The sequence below is a fragment of the Dietzia sp. 179-F 9C3 NHS genome (assembly GCF_045369825.1).
In the GTDB taxonomy this organism is placed as follows: domain Bacteria; phylum Actinomycetota; class Actinomycetes; order Mycobacteriales; family Mycobacteriaceae; genus Dietzia.
Genome location: NZ_JBIQES010000007.1, coordinates 206,445 through 226,195, shown reverse-complemented (window position 1 = coordinate 226,195; position 19,751 = coordinate 206,445). Strand labels below are relative to the sequence as shown.

17 protein-coding genes and 1 riboswitch are annotated in these 19,751 nt (G+C 73.8%); of the genes, 10 read left to right on the top strand and 7 right to left on the bottom strand.

Annotated features, from left to right (window positions below; translation table 11 throughout):
- Positions 1-132 precede the first annotated feature (132 nt).
- Entirely contained in the window at positions 133-1,530 is a 1,398-nt protein-coding gene (locus ACH0BZ_RS10840; protein ID WP_406898318.1) for a WS/DGAT/MGAT family O-acyltransferase, read from the bottom strand.
- 222 nt (positions 1,531-1,752) lie between these two features.
- Between ACH0BZ_RS10840 and guaA the strand changes: the two genes are divergently transcribed.
- Positions 1,753-3,357 (top strand): glutamine-hydrolyzing GMP synthase, encoded by a 1,605-nt coding sequence (guaA, locus tag ACH0BZ_RS10835; RefSeq protein WP_406898306.1) that lies wholly within the window; start codon positions 1,753-1,755, stop codon positions 3,355-3,357.
- Between the two features lie 41 nt (positions 3,358-3,398).
- Here the strand turns inward: guaA and ACH0BZ_RS10830 are convergent, their stop codons facing one another.
- Together ACH0BZ_RS10830 and ACH0BZ_RS10825 are read right to left on the bottom strand one after the other, a co-directional pair.
- Positions 3,399-3,785, bottom strand: a complete 387-nt coding sequence (locus ACH0BZ_RS10830; protein WP_406898305.1) for a hypothetical protein — start codon at positions 3,783-3,785, stop codon at positions 3,399-3,401.
- A complete protein-coding gene (locus ACH0BZ_RS10825) occupies positions 3,782-4,981 on the bottom strand; it encodes a PspC domain-containing protein (protein ID WP_406898304.1) in 1,200 nt (399 codons plus the stop codon). The genes ACH0BZ_RS10830 and ACH0BZ_RS10825 overlap by 4 nt, the downstream gene beginning before the upstream one ends.
- Positions 4,982-5,103: 122 nt before the next feature.
- Between ACH0BZ_RS10825 and ACH0BZ_RS10820 the strand changes: the two genes are divergently transcribed.
- The 4 genes from ACH0BZ_RS10820 to ACH0BZ_RS10805 all read left to right on the top strand — a co-directional run bounded on the left by ACH0BZ_RS10820 (position 5,104) and on the right by ACH0BZ_RS10805 (position 8,054).
- Positions 5,104-6,366, top strand: a complete 1,263-nt coding sequence (locus ACH0BZ_RS10820) for a PspC domain-containing protein (protein ID WP_406898303.1) — start codon at positions 5,104-5,106, stop codon at positions 6,364-6,366.
- Complete coding sequence (locus ACH0BZ_RS10815) at positions 6,363-7,049, top strand: response regulator (RefSeq protein ID WP_406898302.1); 687 nt, start codon at positions 6,363-6,365, stop codon at positions 7,047-7,049. The genes ACH0BZ_RS10820 and ACH0BZ_RS10815 overlap by 4 nt, the downstream gene beginning before the upstream one ends.
- Positions 7,050-7,215: 166 nt before the next feature.
- Entirely contained in the window at positions 7,216-7,884 is a 669-nt protein-coding gene (locus ACH0BZ_RS10810; protein WP_406898301.1) for a GDSL-type esterase/lipase family protein, read from the top strand.
- A 44-nt stretch (positions 7,885-7,928) separates the two neighbouring features.
- Positions 7,929-8,054, top strand: a complete 126-nt coding sequence (locus ACH0BZ_RS10805; protein ID WP_406898299.1) for a hypothetical protein — start codon at positions 7,929-7,931, stop codon at positions 8,052-8,054.
- A 10-nt stretch (positions 8,055-8,064) separates the two neighbouring features.
- Here the strand turns inward: ACH0BZ_RS10805 and ACH0BZ_RS10800 are convergent, their stop codons facing one another.
- From ACH0BZ_RS10800 to ACH0BZ_RS10790, 3 genes are all read right to left on the bottom strand, one after another.
- Positions 8,065-8,517, bottom strand: coding sequence for a DUF6157 family protein (locus tag ACH0BZ_RS10800; protein ID WP_406898297.1), 453 nt, complete (start codon positions 8,515-8,517; stop codon positions 8,065-8,067).
- Between the two features lie 158 nt (positions 8,518-8,675).
- Positions 8,676-9,038, bottom strand: coding sequence for a hypothetical protein (locus ACH0BZ_RS10795; RefSeq protein WP_406898296.1), 363 nt, complete (start codon positions 9,036-9,038; stop codon positions 8,676-8,678).
- Between the two features lie 266 nt (positions 9,039-9,304).
- On the bottom strand, positions 9,305-10,258 hold the full coding sequence (locus ACH0BZ_RS10790; protein ID WP_406898294.1) for an L-lactate dehydrogenase: 954 nt from the start codon (positions 10,256-10,258) through the stop codon (positions 9,305-9,307).
- 218 nt (positions 10,259-10,476) lie between these two features.
- On the opposite strand from ACH0BZ_RS10790, the gene ACH0BZ_RS10785 reads away from it, so the two are divergent.
- Positions 10,477-11,151 carry a hypothetical protein gene (locus ACH0BZ_RS10785; protein ID WP_406898293.1) on the top strand — a complete coding sequence of 225 codons (675 nt, stop codon included), beginning with the start codon at positions 10,477-10,479 and terminating at the stop codon, positions 11,149-11,151.
- The gene (locus ACH0BZ_RS10780; RefSeq protein ID WP_406898292.1) at positions 11,148-12,815 is read left to right on the top strand and encodes a Y-family DNA polymerase; all 1,668 of its coding nucleotides are present in this window, start codon (positions 11,148-11,150) and stop codon (positions 12,813-12,815) included. Before ACH0BZ_RS10785 ends, ACH0BZ_RS10780 begins: the two co-directional genes overlap by 4 nt.
- 35 nt (positions 12,816-12,850) lie before the next feature.
- Here ACH0BZ_RS10780 and ACH0BZ_RS10775 read toward each other — a convergent pair whose 3' ends face one another.
- The gene (locus tag ACH0BZ_RS10775; protein WP_406898291.1) at positions 12,851-13,495 is read right to left on the bottom strand and encodes a hypothetical protein; all 645 of its coding nucleotides are present in this window, start codon (positions 13,493-13,495) and stop codon (positions 12,851-12,853) included.
- A 95-nt stretch (positions 13,496-13,590) separates the two neighbouring features.
- Here ACH0BZ_RS10775 and ACH0BZ_RS10770 point away from each other — a divergent pair, with 95 nt between their 5' ends.
- The 3 genes from ACH0BZ_RS10770 to ACH0BZ_RS10760 all read left to right on the top strand — a co-directional run bounded on the left by ACH0BZ_RS10770 (position 13,591) and on the right by ACH0BZ_RS10760 (position 19,415).
- Entirely contained in the window at positions 13,591-14,532 is a 942-nt protein-coding gene (locus ACH0BZ_RS10770) for a sucrase ferredoxin (protein ID WP_406898289.1), read from the top strand.
- Positions 14,533-14,580: 48 nt separating this feature from the next.
- On the top strand, positions 14,581-17,952 hold the full coding sequence (locus ACH0BZ_RS10765) for an error-prone DNA polymerase (protein ID WP_406898288.1): 3,372 nt from the start codon (positions 14,581-14,583) through the stop codon (positions 17,950-17,952).
- Between the two features lie 62 nt (positions 17,953-18,014).
- Positions 18,015-19,415 (top strand): FAD-binding oxidoreductase, encoded by a 1,401-nt coding sequence (locus ACH0BZ_RS10760; RefSeq protein WP_406898286.1) that lies wholly within the window; start codon positions 18,015-18,017, stop codon positions 19,413-19,415.
- Between the two features lie 112 nt (positions 19,416-19,527).
- Positions 19,528-19,741: riboswitch (cobalamin riboswitch) on the top strand.
- Positions 19,742-19,751 lie beyond the last annotated feature (10 nt).

Here is a 19,751-nt window from a genome sequence, read left to right as displayed (position 1 = left end):
TGGTAGCAGCTCCACTCTGCCGGGAGGTTCTCGTCACATCAGGGAAGCCAGATCAAACAACCTCCCTGGGCAGTACAGCTAGGGGACCGCGCCCCGACCTGCGGGGCGGGCACGAGTTGGCGCTTCACGGCGTCACGTCCCGGCGCACTCCAGCAGGTCGTCGAGCGCCGCCTCGATGCCGCGGGCGACCACGTCGGGGTCGGGCACGAGGTGCTCGCACGTGATGACGCCCAGGTCGAGGTGGTCATCGAAGGACAGGCTGGTCACCGAGATCCCCGCGCCGTGCAGCAACGGCCCGAACGGGTGCATGTGGGTGATCCGGGCGCCGAGGAAGTAGATGGGGTTCCGCGGGCCCGGCACATTGGAGATGATCATGTTGTAGATCACCGGGTGTCGGTCGGCCAGGCGGAGCGACTCGTACGCCCGCATCCCCAGGTCCAGCAGCCACCGCGGGCTCAGCCTGCCCCAGTTCTCGAGCAGCGCGGGGCGGATGCTCCCGGCCTGCTTCTTGGTGGTCTCCGACGCCGCCGCGATGCGGCGGTAGCGCGCGACCGGGTCGGCGACGTCCGTGGCGAGCGCGGCGAACATCGCGGAGACCTGGTTGGCGCCGCGCGTGGTGAGGTCGGCACGGGTGGACATGGGGACGATCGCCACCATCGAGGAGGCCGGGGTGTCGCCGTGCCCGGCGAGGTAGTCACGGACGGCCCCGCCCACGACGGTGAGGAGGACGTCGTTGATCGTCCCGCCCCCGAGGCGCCGGCGGGCCTCCTTGACCCGGGCGAGGTCGAGCGTGGCCGTGGCGACCGCGCGGTGGGGGGTGAGCGTCCGGTTGAACAGCGTCCGCGGCGCAGTGAACGGGGCGGGCATGGACTCGCCGCCCCCGGCCTGCTCCTTGGCCCGCTTCATCTCCTTGGGGATGGACAGCGTCTCGGGCAGCAGGCGGAAGAACGCCAGCGGCCGGCCGAGGAGGTCCCAGGCGCCACCCGCGATGAGCTGCAGCGTGCTCGCGCGGCCCACGTGCGTGCGGACGAGCGCGGGGTCCTGGTCGGGCGTCGAGGCGTCCGTCTCCGCGAGCGTGGAGAGCAGCTCAGCGCCGAGCATGCCGTCGATGATCGCGTGGTGGACGCGGCAGAACGCGGTGACCTCCGGCGCGTCCGGCTCGCCGCGCTCGATGATCCACACCTGCCACAGGGGGTGCGCGCGGTCGAGCGGCTTGGAGGCCAGGTGGCCGCACATGGCGAGCAGCTCCTCCTCCGTCCCACCCGGGCCGAGGTCGATCCGCTGCACGTGGTGGGCGATGTCGAAGTCGAAGTCCTCGACCCACGCCGGGTGGCCGATGTTGAGCCGCGAGTCGTGGATCTTGCGCCGGAACGGCGGGATCGCCTTGACCCGCCGGGCCAGTCCGTTGCGGAGCCGCTCGAACGAGTAGCCCTCCTCGATGGTCGAGACGTCGAGGTGGACGACGCCGTTGATCACCATCATCTGCTCGTCGGTCTCGAGGTAGAGGAAGCTGGCGTCGAGCCCGGTCATCCGTTCCACGGCGTTACCCTTCGTTCTTCGTGGTGGGGTCCGTCCCGGCCGCCTTTGTGGCAGCGGGCGCTGTTCGTGCCGGCGAGGGCGTCCCACCCCTCCGGTCGCACCGGCCCACCGCGACCATGACCTGCTCCATTGTGGCCGGGCCCGGCCCGGTTGTGGCCGAGTTCGTCGGACGGGGCGGGGGAGCGGGACCCGTCAGGGCCTAGACTCGGGCCCGTGGCCGAGAACGCACAGACCGACTCCCAGACCACCGCCGAGGCGGCGGCACCCCGACCCGTCCTCGTCGTGGACTTCGGCGCCCAGTACGCGCAGCTCATCGCGCGGCGCGTGCGCGAGGCCCGGATCTACTCCGAGGTGATCCCGCACACTGCGAGCATCGAGGAGATCCGCGCCAAGGACCCCGTGGCCCTGGTCCTGTCCGGCGGGCCGTCGAGCGTCTACGCCGACGGCGCCCCGTCGCTCGACCCGGCAGTGTTCGACCTGGGACTGCCGGTGTTCGGCATCTGCTACGGATTCCAGGCCATGGCCCGGGCCCTCGGCGGCGAGGTCGAGCACACCGGCAGTCGCGAGTACGGCCGCACCGACATGACGGTGTCGGGCGGTGCCCTCCACGCCGGCCTGCCCGGACACCACCCCGTGTGGATGAGCCACGGCGACGCCGTGACCCGCGCCCCCGAGGGCTTCACCGTGACCGCCTCCTCCGCCGGCGCGCCCGTCGCGGCCTTCGAGTGCGCCGAGCGTCGCATGGCCGGTGTCCAGTACCACCCCGAGGTGCAGCACTCGCCGCACGGCCAGCAGGTGCTCACCCGCTTCCTCACCGAGGTCGCCGGACTCGAGCCCACGTGGACCGCCTCGGCGATCGCCGACGACCTGGTCGCGGCCGTCCGCGAGCAGATCGGCGACGGCCGTGCGATCTGCGGCCTGTCCGGCGGCGTCGACTCGGCCGTGGCCGCAGCGATCGTCCAGCGCGCCATCGGCGACCGGCTCACCTGCGTGTTCGTGGACCACGGCCTGCTGCGCGCCGGGGAGCGCGAGCAGGTCGAGCACGAGTTCGTGGCCGCCACCGGCGCCCGGCTCATCACGCTCGACGACTCCGAGACCTACCTCGGACACCTCGCCGGGGTCACCGACCCCGAGACCAAGCGCAAGATCATCGGCCGCGAGTTCATCCGCTCCTTCGAGCGGGCCGTGGGCCAGGCGCTCGAGGTGCAGGGCTCCGACGGAGGCTCCGTGGACTTCCTCGTCCAGGGCACCCTGTACCCGGACGTCGTGGAGTCCGGCGGCGGCTCCGGCACCGCCAACATCAAGAGCCATCACAACGTGGGCGGTTTGCCCGACGACCTCGAGTTCACCCTCGTCGAGCCGCTGCGCCTGCTGTTCAAGGACGAGGTCCGCGCCGTGGGCCGCGAGCTCGGCCTGCCCGAGCAGATCGTCGGCCGCCACCCCTTCCCGGGCCCCGGCCTGGCGATCCGCATCATCGGCGCGGTGGACCGCGAGCGCCTCGACACCCTCCGCGCCGCCGACGCGATCGTCCGCGAGGAGATGACCGCCGCGGGGCTGGACGCCACCGTCTGGCAGTGCCCCGTGGTGCTGCTCGCGGACGTGCGCTCCGTGGGCGTCCAGGGCGACGGCCGCACCTACGGCCACCCCATCGTCCTGCGGCCCGTGTCCTCCGAGGACGCCATGACCGCCGACTGGACCCGCATGCCGTACGAGACGCTGGCCCTGATCTCCAACCGGATCACCAACGAGGTGCCCGACGTCAACCGCGTCGTCCTGGACGTGACGAGCAAGCCGCCGGGCACCATCGAGTGGGAGTAGGGCTTCACCCCGCGTAGCGGTGGGGTGAGGGAGGGCGTCGGTCAGCGGCGGACGACCATGAGCAGCCCGACGAGGATGACGACGACGAGACCGGCGGCCCCCATGAGCGTGGTACTGATCGCGGGCGCGCCGACGATCGCCCACACCGCCACGCCCATCGAGAGCAGCCCGGCGATCGCGAGGACCGGCGACCCGGAACGCCCGCGGCGGGCGACCGCGGTCGAGCGGGTGTCCACCGGGGCGGGCGGGGGGGCGAAGGTCGCCGGGCCGACGCCGTAGGGGAGCGGGTCGTCGAGCGGTCGGTCGGCGAAGGTGGGCGACGGGGTGGGGATCTCGTCGAAGGGACGGTGGGCCGGGTCGGTGGTGTGGGTGGGCATGGTCTCTCCCTGATCGGCCGTGGCGGATGTGGTCTCGTCGTCGTCACTCATCGGGTCACCGCCACGCTGCCCACGCCACTACGGACGTCGAGGGTGAGCACCGGGCCGCCGGGGCCGTCCGCGCCGTGGTCGAGCCCGGACGGGCAGTCGACGCTGCCGACCCCGGAGTGACAGGTGACCCGCACGTCGAGGTCGCGGGGCAGGTCGATGTCGATGCTGCCGACGTCGGTGGTGACGGAGTAGTGGCGGTCGCGGTCCAGTCCGAGGCCGCTCAGGTCCACATCGACCGAGCCGACCGTGTGGACCACCGGGGTATCGAGCTGGGCGGGCTCGGTGATCACCACGTCGCGCGAGCCGGAGCCCTCCCAGCCGCCCTCGGGGATGTACGGGTTGACCAGCGAGGCCAGCAGGACGAACCCGGCGAGCGGTCCGGCCACCACGAGCAGGCCGTGACCGCGGCCGGTGACGGCGCCGACGAGCAGCCCGGCGGCCACCACGGCCAGGGCGATCGCCGCGATGGTCGTGGCGGAGAGCCACGTGACGCCGGCGAACTGCGCGAGCCCGATGCACACGGCCACGGCGATGATCGCCAGGCCCAGGGTGATCGTGGTCAGACGCGAGCGCGGATCGGGCTCCGGCGCGTCGCCGGGCTCGGGCAGATCCCACGCGAAGGGCGCGGCGCCGAGCGGGTCCCACGACGGGGGCGGGCGGTGGCCGTACGGGGCGCCGGCCTCGGGACCCGCCGCGGCGGGGGCGCCCGCCTGGCGGGGTCGGGGCCGCACCGAGGACACCTCGGCCCACCCGGCGGGCGGCTCCGGGGTGCGCTTGTGCAGGCCGTACCAGCCGGCGAGCAGCGCCAGGGCCATGAGGGCGCCGGCCCCCACGAAGATCGTCTCGCCGGAGCCGCCGAAGGTGGGGGCGGCGATCACGGCCACCAGGATGAGCACCACCGCCAGGCCCTTGGACCCGGAGGAGCTGCCCTTGCCGAAGAGCGATTCGCCCATCGACACCTCGTCGCCGGCGTCGCGCATGAGGAGCCAGGACAGGGCGTAGAGGAACACGCCGGCCCCGCCCCAGAAGGCGGCCACCACAAAGGCGACGCGGACGAGCACCGGATCGACACCGTAGCGACGACCGATACCGCCGCAGACGCCGGCGATCTTGGAATCGTCCGGGGTCCGGACGGGTCGGCTCCGCCACATGGCGCGGAGGTCGGACTGGAAGTCGGTGCTACTCGTGCTGGACATGACTCCATCGTGTCCGGTGCGCGCCGGTTCCACATCGGGGGCCGACCCTGATTTCCGGACCCCGGGATCTCGGGGTCGGACCCCGATGCGGACCCCGGGTCGGATCTGTGAGCATGGCGGACATGAGTGAGAACGCGACGGACCCGGCCCCGCCCCCCGCGCTGCCGGCGCGGCCGCCGAGTGCGCCGGGCTCCCCGGGCGCGCCGGTGCCGGGGTTCCGGTGGTACCCCACGCTCACCCGCGTCACCGACCGCTCGGTGCTCGGTGGGGTGTGTGCCGGACTCGCCGCGCACCTCGGGGTCAACGTTACGCACGTCCGCCTGGCGATGGCGCTGCTCGCCTCGATCTCCGGGGCGGGCGTGCTGTTCTACGCGGTGCTGTGGGTGCTCACCCCGTCGGCGCCGGCGCGCGAGGTGCCGTCGTCGCCCGAGTCCGCGGAGCGGCGCCGCGGCCTCGCCCTGCTGGTGGTGGGTGTGGCGGGGGCGGTGCTCTCGGTGATGGTGGCGACGGCGACGGCCCTGCACGTCCTCGTCCCCGTGCTCGTCGTGGCCGTGGGCGCCATGCTCGTGTGGCAGCAGTACGACCGCGGCGGCCGGATCGCCCCGCGGTCCTCGTTCGACTGGGCTCGCGTCACGGCCGGCGTGACCCTCGTCGTGGTGGGCCTGGCGGTGGTGGTGCTGGGCCAGGTCGAGCTCGCCGCGCTGCAGTCGTCGATCCTCGCCGTGGCGGCCACGCTCGTGGGGGTGGGCCTGCTCAGCGTGCCGCTCGGTATGCGGCTGTGGCGCTCCCTCGAGGAGGAGCGCGCCGCGCGTATCCGCGAGGCCGAGCGCAGCACCATCGCCTCCCACCTGCACGACTCGGTGCTGCAGACGCTCGCGCTGATCCAGAAGCGCTCCGACGACCCCGCGCAGGTGTCGCGGCTCGCACGTCGCCAGGAGCGCGAGCTGCGCCAGTGGCTCTTCGGCTCCGAGTCCCGTATGTCCTCGGGCGCGGCCACCGTGGCCGGGACCGTGGAGGTGATCGTGGGCGACGTCGAGGACGCCTACGGCCTGCGCGTCGACCAGGTGGTGGTGGGCGGCGACGGCCCCGTCGGCGAGTCGGAGGAGGCCGTGCTGGGCGCTGTCCGTGAGGCCCTGGTCAACGTGGCCAAGCACGCCGGTGTGGAGACGGCCGACGTGTACGTGGAGAACGACGGCGAGGTCCTCAGTGCCTTTGTCCGCGACCGTGGCCGCGGGTTCGATCCCGCGTCCGTGGAGGAGGACCGCCACGGTCTGACCCGGTCGATCCGCCACCGGGTGGAGAGCCGGGGCGGCCGCGTGACCGTGCGCAGTACGCTCGGTCGCGGGACGGAGATCGGGATCGAGATGCCGCTGGAGGAACAGTGACGGACGCTGACGTGGGTGGTCGGGCCTGCCGGGTCTTTCTCGTCGACGACCACGCGGTCTTCCGCAGCGGCGTCCGCGCCGAACTCGGCGACCAGGCGGGCATCGAGATCGTGGGCGAGGCCGGCTCCGTGGCCGAGGCCGTGGCGGGGATCGGCCGGGCCGAGCCCGACGTGGTGCTGCTCGACGTGCACATGCCCGACGGCGGTGGCGTGGCCGTCCTGCGCACCGTGCTCGCCGACGAGGCCGGGCCGACCTTCCTCGCGCTGAGCGTGTCCGACGCCGCCGAGGACGTGATCGCCGTGATCCGCGCCGGCGCCCGCGGCTACGTCACCAAGACCATCTCCGGCGACGAGCTGGCCGACGCCGTGCGCCGCGTGGCCGACGGCGACGCCGTGTTCTCCCCGCGCCTGGCCGGGTTCGTCCTCGACGCCTTCGCCCGCGCCGCCCCCGGCCCGGAGGAGCGCGGCGAGCCCGTGCACGACCCCGAGGTGGACTCGCTCACCCCGCGCGAGAAGGAGGTGCTGCGGCTGCTCGCCCGCGGCTACACCTACAAGGAGATCGCCGAGGAGCTGTTCATCTCGGTCAAGACGGTCGAGACCCACGCCTCCAACGTGCTGCGCAAGACCCAGCAGTCCAACCGCCACGCGCTCACCCGCTGGGCGCAGTCCCGGCACCTCGACTGAGCGCGCTTCCCGGGCCCGCTCCCGCCCCAGGCCCGCTCCCGCCCTGGGCCCGCTCCCGCCCTAGGCCCGCTCCCGCCCTGGGTTGCGCATCCTTTCCAACCTGCTGCTTCGGGGTTGTGCATCATCTGCGGTCCCAAGAGGAAGCGCAACCGGGGAGGATAGACCCATGACCGCCCCGACTGGCCCGACCGACCTGACCGACCTGCCCGTGCTCGTCATCGGCGACTCCTTTGTCGCCGGCTTCGGCGACGAGACCGGCCGCGGCTGGACGGGGCTCCTCGAGGAGCACGCGGCCGGGGACGGCGGGCTGCTCCACGTGACCGAGGTCGGCGTGGGCGGCGACACCTCGGAGATGATCCTCGCGCGGTGGGACGAGATCGACCGGCGGCTGGAGTCGTGGCCGGGGACCGCGGTGATCGCCGAGTTCGGCGTCAACGACGTCATGCTGGTCGACGGCGTCCAGCGGGTCGACGAGGCCGGCACGCTCGCGGCGCTGCGCGGGATGATCGAGCGCGCGCCCGAGGGCCGGTTCCTCGTGGTGGGGCCGCCGCCGATCGCGTGGGACGACGTCCACCAGCGGATCGACCCCGGCGCGGAGATCAACGAGCGGATCGCGGCGCGGTCGTCGGCGATCGGGGCGGCGTGCGCCGGGGCCGGGGTGCCGTTCGTGCCGACGTACGACGCCCTGCTGGCCGACGCGGTGTGGATGAGCGAGGTGGCCGCCCGCGACGGCGCGCATCCCGGCTCGGCCGGCTACGAGCGCTTCGTGGCCGTCGTCGCCGGTCCGGTCCTCGACTGGCTCGGGGGTCTGGGCTGGGCGCACCACGCGGACTAGCGTGGGCCGTGTCGGATCTTCCGACACCAGCAGGGGAGGCAGCCATGACCGAACCACTCACCCCCGCCGAGTCCGGCGACGAGCAGGCCCGGCACGACCACGACGACGCCCTGGCCGACGAATGGGGGCGCGAGTCCTTCCCGGCCAGCGATCCGCCGGCGGACTACTGACGGGCGGGGTCTATCGCGAGCTCTTCATGGCCCGCGTGACCGTGACCGCCGGGTCCGCCTCGAGCTCTGCCACGCGCTCGGACCCCATGGGCAGCAGGGCGATCCGGCCGGCCGAGTCGAAGTGGAACGCCCAGCCGTACGTCTTGGCCAGCGGCGAGGTGCGCAGGCACGGCTGGCCCTTGGAGAAGAACGCCGCGCGCTCGGCCTCGCGGTCGGCCTCCGCGATCTGCTTGCGCTCGCAGTGGACGTCGAAGAGCAGGTCGTCGCTCGTCCACACGTAGTCCCCGCCGGACAGACGCGCGTACTGCAGCTCGGCGACCGACCCCTTGCCGGTCGGGGGCTCCTTCGCGGACTCCGCCCTCGTATCCGCCGAGGGCAGGATCACCGTGTCGGTGTAGTCGGTGGTGTGCGTGGCCATGGCCGCCTCCGTGGGATGGGTGAGCTCGTCGTCGTCACCTCTCACCGCAGTATGTCGAACCGGTCCGACACGGACCGCAGGGCCACCCTTGCACTCAGGTGGTCCGGCACCCATACTTGTCCTGTAGCCCGCTCATTGCGATGAGCGTGGAAGTGAACCCCAGGAGATCCTGCCGGACGGCAGGGCCTGGGGTTCGCGGCATTTCAGTCGACGTCGTGAAGAGTGATGCGGCCGGCGAGGAGGTTCCAGTATTCGGGGTGGCCGAGACGGTGGGCGGCTACGACGCCGCAGCAGACGTCGGGAATCCACAGCGCAGGGTCGGAGGGCCCGGCGGCGTGGTGTAGTCGCAGCGAGGGATCGAGTGCACCTTTGGCCCGGAGGTACGTGACCATCTTCATGTCCCGGGAGTCATCCTTCGCTCCACGAGATTCGGCGGTGGCCCGCGCGACGCCGAGGGCGGAGAGCTCGATCATGACCTTCTGCAGGCACAGTCTGCGGCGTCGTTCCGGGCGCTGTTCCGCATCGCAGCGGACCGCCACGATGTGCTCCACGGGGAGTTCGGCCACTGTGGCGGTAAGGGTGTGTCTTCTGGAGGGGCGCTCATCTCTCCAGTGCACTTTGCGTTGTCCGGGGAGGCGAAGCGATTCCATGCGGCCGCGGAGGGCATCCAGCGCGTTCTCCTCGCAGATCGCTGCAGCGAGGATGTAGGTGCCGGGGTCGCGTCGTGAATCCGATCCGGATTCGTCTATCCATGCACTGAACAACGCGGCTCCCGCGGGTCGGTCATGACGTGGGCTTCTGCTGACCGCCCGTCTCGTGCGCCGCGCTCAACTCACCGCAGTATGTCGAACCGGTCCGACACCGACCGCAGGGCCGCGGCACTGGCGGCGAACTGCTCGCGCTCGGTGGCGTCGAGCTCCAGTTCCACCACGCGCTGCACGCCGGTCCGCCCGATCACGGCGGGGACACCGATGTAGAGGCCGTCCTGCCCGTACTCGCCCCGCAGCAGCGTCGAGACGGGCAGTGAGACCTGCTCGTTGCGCAGCACCGCGCGGGTGATGCGGGCCAGGCCCATGCCGATGCCGTAGCTGGTGGAGCCCTTGGAGTCGATGATCCGGTAGGCGGCGTCGCGGGTCTCGGCGAAGATCTGCGCCAGTCGCTCGCGCTTGGCCGGGTCGCCGTCGAGGTCGCGGCGCAGCGGGACGCCGGAGACGTTGGCGGAGGAGAACACGGGCAGTTCGGTGTCGCCGTGCTCGCCGATGATCGAGGCGTGGACGCTCATCGGGGCGACGTCGTAGAACTCGCCGAGCATGAACCGGAACCGGGCGGAGTCGAGGATCGTGCCGGAGCCGATGACCTGCGCGCTCGGCAGCCCGGAGAAGCGCCAGGTGGCCTGGGTGAGGATGTCGACGGGATTGGTGGCGACGAGCAGGATGCCGTCGAAGCCGGAGTCCATGACCTGTCCGACGATCCCCTCGAAGATCGTCATGTTCCTGCCCACCAGGTCGAGCCGCGTCTCGCCGGGCTTCTGGGCGGCGCCGGCGCAGATGACGACCATCGTGGCGTCCGCGCAGTCGGCGTAGGCGCCCTCGGTGACGAGCGTGGGGGAGGGCGCCCAGACGACGCCGTGGTTGAGGTCCATGACCTCGCCGACGAGCTTGTCGTGGTCGATGTCGATGATCGACAGGTGGTCGGCCAGGCCCTGGTTGACCAGGGCGTATCCGTAGGCGATGCCGACGTCGCCGGCCCCGATGAGCACGATCCGGTTCCCGATGGAGGCCTTCATGGTGGCCAGGGTACGGGCACCGGGTTTCCGTGCGGGTGGAGTGCCGGTGAACTGCCGGTGTGGGGTGGGGGCGGGAGGTGGTGACGACGACGAGGACCCCGTCTCGAACAGGTGTTCTTGCGCGGTGTCGTACCCGTGGTGTTCACTGTTCGGCGTAGTCGAAAATCGGTTCGATTGCAGGCGGGGCGGCGTGTCGCCCGTGACGGGAGGTGCTGGTGATGGTACAGGCGGCCTCTACTGTCGATCCGCGGGCCGAACGCGTCGCGGAGCTGCGCCGGCGCCTGGCCGCGATGCCGGGCGCGGGGCCGTCGGCCGCCTCCGCACCCGCTGCCCCCGCGCCGGTGCCCGGGGTGGCCGTCCCCGCCCCGGTGGCGCCCCTGCTCCCGGGCGGGGTGCTGCCCGCGGGGCGGATCACGGCGGTCGCCGGGGGTGCGACGCTGCGCGTGGGGCTGCTCGCCGCGGCCACCGCGTCCGGGGCGCGCTGCGCGGTGGTGGGCTGGCCGGAGCTCGGGGTGGCGGCTGTGGCCGAGCAGGGCGGGCGGCTGGACTGCCTGGCGCTCGTCCCGGACGCGGGCCCGGACCCGGCGGCGGTGGTCTCGGTGCTGCTCGACGGCCTGGACCTGGTCCTCCTGGGCCCCGGCGTCCCGGCGGTCGCGCCGTCCCGGGCCCGCGTCCTCGCCGGGCGGGTCCGCGCCGCGGGGGCGGTGCTGCTCGTGGGTCCGGACTGGCCCGGTGCGGAACTCGTCCTCACGGGGCGGCACTGCCGCTACGGCGGGCTGGGCGCGGGAGCGGGCAGGCTGGCCTCGGTGTCCACGGTGGTGCGCTGCTCTGGGCGGGCGGCGCCGGCGCGGTCCACGGAGTGGACGGCCTCGGGACGGGCGGTCGCGGGATGAGTGCGCGCGTCATGGCGGTGTGGTGCCCGGACTGGCCGACGGTCGCGGCGGCCCGGGCCGAGGGGCACGGCCTGCACCTGCCGCTCGCCGTCGTCGGCCCGCGGGGCGTCCTCGCGTGCAACGCCGTCGCGCGGGCGGTCGGGGTGCGGCGCGGGCTGCGGCGGCGGGAGGCGCAGTTCCGGTGTCCGGAGCTCGTCGTGGTGCCGGCTGATCCGGCGCGGGACGCCGTGTGGTTCGAGCCCGTGGTGCAGGCGTTGGACGCCGTGGTACCGGGGATCGAGGTGCTGCGGCCCGGGCTGTTCGTGTTCTCCGCGGCCGGCGCCCTGCGTTTCCATGGCGGGGTCGAGCAGGTGGTGACCCGGGTCGTGGACGCGGTCGCCGCGGCCGGGGCGGAGTGCCAGGTGGGGCTGGCCGACGAGCTGCCCACCGCCGTCCTCGGCGCGCGGGCCTCGGCGCTGCTGGAGCCGGGCGGGGACGTCGACTACCTGGCCGGCCTGCCCGTCGGGGCGCTCGTCATGGAACCCGCGCTGGGCGAGGTCGAGGTGCTGGCCGAGCTCGTGGGCCTGCTGCGGCGCCTCGGCGTGCGTACGCTGGGGGACTTCGCCGCCCTCCCCGCGCGGGACGTGGCCACCCGCTTCGGCTCCTCGGGGACGGTGGCGCACCGCATCGCCCGCGCCGTGCCGTGGCGGCCGCCCTCGGTCACGGCCGTTCCCGTCGGCTCGGCGATCGAGCACCGCTGCCCCGAGCCCCTGGAGCGGGTCGACGAGGCGGCGTTCCTCGGCCGCCGCCTGGCGGGGGAGATGCACGCCGCGCTCGCCGCCGCCGGGGTGGCCTGCCTGCGCCTGGCCATCACCGCGCGGGTGGAGGGCGGCGCCGAGGTGAGCCGGGTGTGGCGCTGCTCCTCGCCGCTCACCCCGGAGGGCACCGCGGACCGGCTGCGTTGGCAGCTCGAGGGCTGGCTCACCGGCACGGCGCTCGCCGGTGGTGGGCCCGAGGGGCCCGGGGGCGGGGCGATCACCGCGCTCGTGCTCGAGCCGGTGGAGGTCGTCCCCGCGGGCCACGTGCAGGAGGGGCTGTGGGGCGAGGCCGGGCTGGCCGAGGCGCGGGTCCACCGGGCGCTCGTCAGGGTCCAGGGTCTGCTCGGGCCCGAGTCGGTGCGCGTGCCCGTGGCGGTCGGGGGACGCGGCCCGGCCGAGCGTGTGCGGTCCGTCGCCTACGGGGAGGAGCCGGCCGACCCCGGCACGGAGGGGCCGTGGCCGGGCGCGTTGCCGGCGCCGTCGCCGTCGGTCGTGTGGCCGGGCGCGGCCTACCGTCTGGAGATCCGCGAGTCCGCGGACCCCGGCTCGCGCGTCGTGTCCGGGGTGTCGCTGGCCGGTGGCGTCGTGTTGCGCACCGGCGGCGGGGAGCCCGTCGCCATGGGGGAGCGGGGTCTGCTCACCGGCCGCCCCGCGGTGCTCGAGGTGGGCCGAGAGCGCTGCGCGCTGCTCGGCTGGTCGCGCCCGTGGCCGCTCGACGAGGGGTGGTGGGAGTCGGCGCCGGACGGCGCGCCGCGTCGCCCCCGGGCCCGGATGCAGGTCGTCCCCGAGCGGGCGGCCGCGCTGCTGCTCGGCTGCGTACTCGGGGACGAATCGGGTCGCTGGACGGTCGAGGGGGTTTACGAATGAGCCCCCGCCCGCACCGCCCGGTCGGCCGGCGGGGCCTACTTCTCCACGTCCACCACGACGCGGGTCGGATTCTGCAGGGTGAACACGGTGTACGGGCGGTCCGTGCCCTCGAGGCCGATCACGGCCTGGGCTCGGCCCTCGAACTGCCCGGCAAAGGCGACGCCGGCCACGCCGGTCGCCTCGTCGGCGGAGGCCTCGCCTACCTCCACCTCGGCGGGGCCGCCCTCGGTGGGCAGGGTCTGGCCGTCGATCATCACCTGGAGGAAGGAGTCGCCGCCCACCTCCACCGGGTTCCCGCTGCCCTGCTGGGCGGGGGAGTCCACGTAGTCGACCGTGTAGCCCGGCACGCCCGTACCGGCGAGCTCGAACACCACGCGGTCCCGGTTCTGGTGGCTGCCCACCCGGATGTCGGTCACGACGAGTTCCGCGGGCGTCGGCTGGTCCACGGTCACCGCCTTGGGGGCGGTGTTCGTCTGGTTGCCCGCGGTGGTGTCCTCCGCGGTGGCCTCGTCGGGGTTCAGGGCCCTGGCCAGGGCAGCCGGCGCGGAGCTCGCCGAGGTGGTGTCCCCGCCCGGGGCCCCGGCGTCCTCCGTGGTGTCGGAGCCGCACGCCGCCAGTCCCAGGCCGGCGACGGCGGTGAGGGCGACGGCTGCGGCAAAGCGGCGGTGTCGGTTCAGCATGCCCCCAGTGTAAGTCCCACCAGTCACTGTTGTCCCACAAGGTGGCTACGGTCATGTCACCGTGCGGACCGCCTCGACGGGCGTCGAACCCCCGTATGGGGCACTATGGGGGCGTGCCAGCCTTCGACCCCGCAGCCCACCCCGACTGGTGCTCCGTCCAATCCGCGGACGAGCCGCCGGCCGGCACGGCCGCGCACGAGACGGCGTGGGTGCTGCTGGAGGTCCCCGTCCGCTGGGGCCGCGACATCTTCGACGGCGAGGCGTTGGGCGAGGACCTGTCCGAGCGGCTCAAGGCGCACGCCGCCGCCTGCGGGGTCCGCGTGCTCTTCGTCCGCCGACCGGGTCGCGAGGGCCAACACATCGACCGCCCGCACCTCTTCCTCTGCGACACCCGCCCCGGCCACCGCGGCATCCGGGTGGGCACCGTCGGCGGCGCCTCGGACCTGCTGCAGCTCGACCTCACGCCCGGCACCCCCGTCCCCGGCACCCGGGAGATGGCGGGCCCGCTCGCGCTCGTGTGCACCCACGGCAAGCGGGACCAGTGCTGCGCCGCGCGCGGCCGCCCCGTCGCGGCCGGACTCGAGGCGGCGGTGGGTGAGCGGCTCGCGGCCCTCGACCCCGACGCCGGGGTGTGGGAGTGCTCGCACACCGGCGGCCACCGCTTCGCCCCCGTCCTGCTGCTGCCCGGCACCGGCTACACCTACGGCCCCACCACGGTGGAGCACGCCACGCGGGTCGTCGGGGCGGAGCTGTCGGGCCGGGTCGAGACCGAGCACCTGCGTGGCCGCAGCACGTGGACCCCGGCGGGGCAGGTGGCGGAGGTCGCCGTGCGCGGGACCGGCGTCGAGGCGGGGACCGACGACCTCGTCGTCGCCGTCGATCCCGACACCCCGCTCGTCGCCACCGTCACCCACACCGACGGCCGCGCCTGGCGGGTCGAGGCCGGGCAACGGCCCCTGCCGCCGCGGCGCAACAGCTGTCGCAAGCCCCCGACCGACGCCTCGGCGTGGGTCGTGGAGTCACTCACGCAGCTCTGACCCCGCCGCGGTCGGCGCCCCCGACCCCGCCGCGGGCGGTGGCGCACGATGAACTGGTACCACGGGCCCAGTGACTGGTCCGAGCTCGAGCGCATCCTCTCCGGCCGGCCGAACCCACGCGGGCAGGAGCCCCGCGGCCCTGAGCGCCCGCACCCCGGCGACGGTAGCGACGCGCCGGCATGGTCGCGCACCCGAGGTGCGTACACGCCCCCCGACCGCCCCGCGACGCCCGGTGCCGCCGAGCCTGCGGCCGCCCCCCGCGTGCCCTACGCCGAGCTGCACGCCCATACCGCGTTCAGCTTTCTCGACGGCGCCTCCTCTCCCGAGGCGATGGCCGAGACGGCGGCCGGACTGGGGCTCACGGCCCTGGCGATCACCGACCACGACGGGATGTACGGCGTCGTCCGCTTCGCCGAGGCCGCCGCCGAACTGGGCCTGGCCACCGTCTTCGGCGCCGAGCTCTCGCTGCCCGGCGGCGAGCACCTGCTCGTGCTCGCACGCGGGCGGGAGGGCTACCGGCGACTGTCCCGCGCCATCGCCCGCGCCCACCTGCGCGGCGGCGCCAAGGGCGAGCCGCGCTACGAGATCGCCGACCTCGCGGCCGCGGCGCGTGGCGACGACGGCGTCGGTCACTGGCACGTGCTCACCGGCTGCCGCAGGGGACGGGTCCGCCGCGCGCTCGAACGCCACGGCCCCGCCGCCCCCTACGACCTGGCCGCTGCCCGCACCGCGCTCGACTCCCTGGTCGAGCTGTTCGGGGCCGACCGCGTCGCCGTGGAACTCACGTGCCACGGCGTGCCCGAGGACACCGAGCGCATCGAGGCGCTGTACGACCTCGCCGAGGGGGCCGGCCTGCCCGTCGTCGCCACCACCGCCGCACACTGCGCGGGGCCGGAGGACTCCCGGCTCGCCTCCGTCATGGCGGCCCTCGGGGCACGTGCGGCGCTCGAGGCCCACGCCGCGCACCTGCCCGCCGCCGGTGGGGCGCACCTGCGGTCGGGGGAGGAGATGGCCGACCTGTTCGAGCGCTGGCCCGACGCCGTGACCGGCGCCGCACGGCTGGGCGCCGAGTGCGCGTTCGACCTGCGTCTCATCGCCCCCGAGCTGCCGCCGTTCGACGTCCCGGCCGGCCACACCGAGGACACGCGCCTGGCCGAACTCGCCTACGCCGGGGCCGCGCGCCGGTACGGGCCCCGCGAGACCGCGCCACAGGCGTACGCGCAGATCAACCGCGAACTGGGCGTGATCGCCGACCTCGGGTTCCCCGGCTACTTCCTCGTGGTGCACGACATCGTGGACTTCTGCCGCCGCGAGGGCATCCTCTGCCAGGGCCGGGGCTCGGCCGCCAACTCGGCCGTCTGCTACGCCCTCGGGATCACCAACGTCGACCCGGTGGGCGCGCACCTGCTCTTCGAGCGCTTCCTCTCCCCGGAGCGCGACGGGCCGCCCGACATCGACGTGGACATCGAATCCGGGCGTCGCGAGGAGGTGATCCAGTACGTCTACGCCCGCTACGGGCGCGACCACGCCGCGCAGGTCGCCAACGTCATCACCTACCGCGGCCGCTCCGCCGTCCGCGACGTCGCCCGCGCGCTCGGCTACTCCGTGGGCCAGCAGGACGCCTGGTCCAAGAGCGTCGACCGCTGGTCCGGGCTCAAGAACCACGAGCGGGAGGCCACCGAGCACACCCTCCCGCCCGACGTGCTCGCCCTCGCTCGGCAGCTGGTCGGGCTGCCGCGGCACCTGGGCATCCACTCCGGCGGCATGGTGATCTGCGACCGGCCGGTCGGCGACGTCGTGCCGGTCGAGTGGGCGCGTATGCCCGGGCGGACGGTTCTGCAGTGGGACAAGGACGACTGCGCGGCCGTCGGGCTGGTCAAATTCGACCTGCTCGGGCTGGGCATGCTCACCGCGCTGCACCACGCCATCGACCTCGCCGCCGAGCACAAGGACCTCGAGGTGGACCTCGCGCGGCTCGACCTGGCCGACCCCGAGGTGTACGAGATGCTGTGCCGCGGCGACTCCGTGGGCGTGTTCCAGGTGGAGTCCCGCGCCCAGATGGCCACGCTGCCGCGGCTGAAGCCGCGGACGTTCTACGACCTCGTCGTGGAGGTGGCGCTCATCCGCCCCGGCCCCATCCAGGGCGGCTCCGTGCACCCCTACATCCGTAGGAGAAACGGCCGGGAACCGGTGCGGTACGACCATCCGGCGCTCGCGCCCGCGCTGGAACGCACGCTCGGCATCCCGCTGTTCCAGGAGCAGCTCATGCAGATCGCCAAGGACGTCGCCGGGTTCACCGGCGCCGAGGCCGACCAGCTCCGCCGGGCCATGGGGGCCAAACGCTCGCCCGAGCGCATGGCGCGGCTCCGCGAGCGGTTCTTCGCCGGCATGCGCGAGCTCCACGGCATCGGCACCGGCCCGCCCGGCAGCGACGAGGACCCGGCCGTGGGGGAGCGGATCTGGGAGAAGATGTGTGCCTTCGCCAACTACGGCTTCCCCGAATCGCACTCCCAGTCCTTCGCCGCGATCGTCTACTACTCGGCGTGGTTCAAGTGTCACCACCCGGCGATCTTCTGCGCCGCGCTGTTGCGTAGCCAGCCCATGGGCTTCTACTCGCCGCAGTCGCTGGTGGCCGACGCCCGCCGCCACGGCGTCACCGTCCACCGGCCCTGCGTCAACCGCTCCCTCGGCGGCGCCACCTGCGCCAACCGCGGTACCGAGGTGCGGCTCGGGCTGGAGTCGGTGCGGGCGATCGGCGCCGAACTCGCCGCCGCGATCGCCGACGAGCGCGACACCCACGGCCCGTACACCAGCGCCGCAGACCTCGCCGGGCGCACCGGGCTCAGCGTGCGACAGATGGAGGCGCTCGCCACCGCCGGCGCCCTCGACGCGCTCGACACCGGCGGGCGCCGAGCGGCCCTGTGGTCGGCGGCCACCGCGGCCCGCGAGAAGCCCGGCATGCTGCCCGGCCTCAGCCAGGTCTCCGCGCCGGCACTGCCCGGGATGAGCCTGCTCGAGCTCACCTCCGCCGACCTCGCCGCCACCGGCATCAGCCCCGAGGAGTACCCCACCGTCCATGCCCGGCCCTGGCTCGACTCCCGCGGCGTGTGCACCACCGCCGGGCTCGCCCACGTCCCCGACGGCAGTCGCGTCGAGGTCGCGGGCGCCGTCACCCACCGCCAGCGCCCCGCCACCGCCGAGGGTGTGACCTTCCTCAGCCTCGAGGACGAGACCGGCATGACCAACATCGTCTGCTCGGTCGGACTGTGGGCGCGCTACCGACCCGTCGTCTCCGCGTCGCCGGCACTGATCATCCGCGGCACCGTCGAGAACCGCTCCGGCGCCGTGAGCGTGGTGGCCGACAAGGTCGAGCGCCTCCACCTGGGTCTGGCGATCGGCCGCAGCCGTGACTTCCGGTGAGGGGGGCGCGTCGCCGCCCGCAACCGGCTCACCGTCAGCGAAGGCGGCGTAGCTTCGAAGCCATGACGGACGCCGCTTCACTACTCGACGATCTCCGCGCCCGGCTGGACAACGCAGCGGCGGCCACCGGAACCGAGGCCGCCGCGGTCCTCACCGACCCGGACACGATGGAGTCCTATCGCCAGGACTGGGCGCAGGCGCCGAACCCAGGACGGCCGCTCGCCGTGGTGCGGGCGCGCTCGACGCAGGACGTGCAGGAGACCCTGCGGTGGGCGACGGCACACAGCGCCCCGGTGGTCCCGCGCGGCGCGGGCTCGGGACTCTCCGGTGGTGCTACGGCGGTAGAGGGCGGCATCGTGCTGTCCACGGAGCAGATGCGCGACCTCGTCGTCGACCCCGCCACCCGCACCGCCACCGTCGGTCCCGGCCTGCTCAACGCCGAGCTCAAGCGAGCCGTGGCCGAGCACGGGCTGTGGTACCCGCCGGACCCGTCGTCGTTCGAGATGTGCTCGATCGGCGGCAACGTGGCCACAAACGCCGGCGGCCTGTGCTGCGTCAAGTACGGCGTCACCACCGACTACGTGCTCGGGCTCACCGTGGTGCTCGCCGACGGCACGGCGGTCCGCCTGGGCGGGGCGCGCCTCAAGGACACCGCCGGTCTGAGCCTGACCAAGCTCTTCGTGGGCAGCGAGGGCACGCTGGGGGTCGTTACGGAGATCATCGTGCGGCTCATCCCCGCGCAGCCGCCGCGTTCCACCGTCGTGGGCGTGTTCCCCGACGTCGTGGCGTGCAGCGAGGCGGTCCTGTCCGTCACGCGCCGGATCCGGCCGGCGATGCTCGAGTTCATGGACACCGCGTCGATCCGCGCCGTGGAGGCCGACCTGCGGATGGGGCTGGACACGGGCGCGGGCGCGATGCTGCTCGCGCAGTCCGACGCCACCGGCCCCGAGCGCGCCGCCGAGACCGAGCTCATGGCCGAGGCGTTCCGCGCGAACGGAGCGATCGAGGTGTTCGCCACCGAGGACCCCGACGAGGGCGAGATGTTCACCGCCGCCCGCCGTGCGGCGTTCACGAGCCTCGGCAAGCTCGGCACCCTCCTGCTCGAAGACGTGGGCGTGCCGCTGCCCGCGCTGCCGGAGCTGGTGGCGGGGATCGAGCGTATCGCCGCCGAGCGGGACGTGCAGATCGCGCTGGTCGCACACGCCGGCGACGGCAACACGCACCCGATCATCGTGCTGGAGGACGACGACCCGGACCGGGCAGCGCGCGCCCAGCTGGCGTTCGGCGAGGTCATGGACCTGGCGATCGGACTCGGCGGCACGATCACCGGCGAGCACGGGGTGGGCCGGCTCAAGGCGCCGTGGCTGCCCGCCCAGCTCGGCGTCGACGTCATGGAGCTGTCCCGCCGCATCAAGACCGCGCTCGACCCGCAGGGAATCCTCAACCCGGGCGCGGTCCTGTGAGTCCGCGCGGTCGCGGGTGCCCGGTGAGGGAGGATGCGGGCGCCCGGGCCACGAGGTGGTAGACAGAGAGGTGCAATCGGTTCGGGACCGACCCCGCCGCCCACGACCCTGCGGTCGTACGCGTCCGGTCGGCCCCGTCGACCCGCTCCATGCCGGAGCGCGAGAGGGAATCCGGTGAGAATCCGGAACTGTCCCGCAGCGGTATGAGGGAACGACCGCCGTCACCTGAGCACTGGGAAGCCTCCTGGGAAGCGACGGCCAGTAGGAACGGCCCCCGCGGCCCCCGCCCTCGAGTCCGAATACCTGCCGATTGTGCCGGGTGCGCCGCACCCGGCG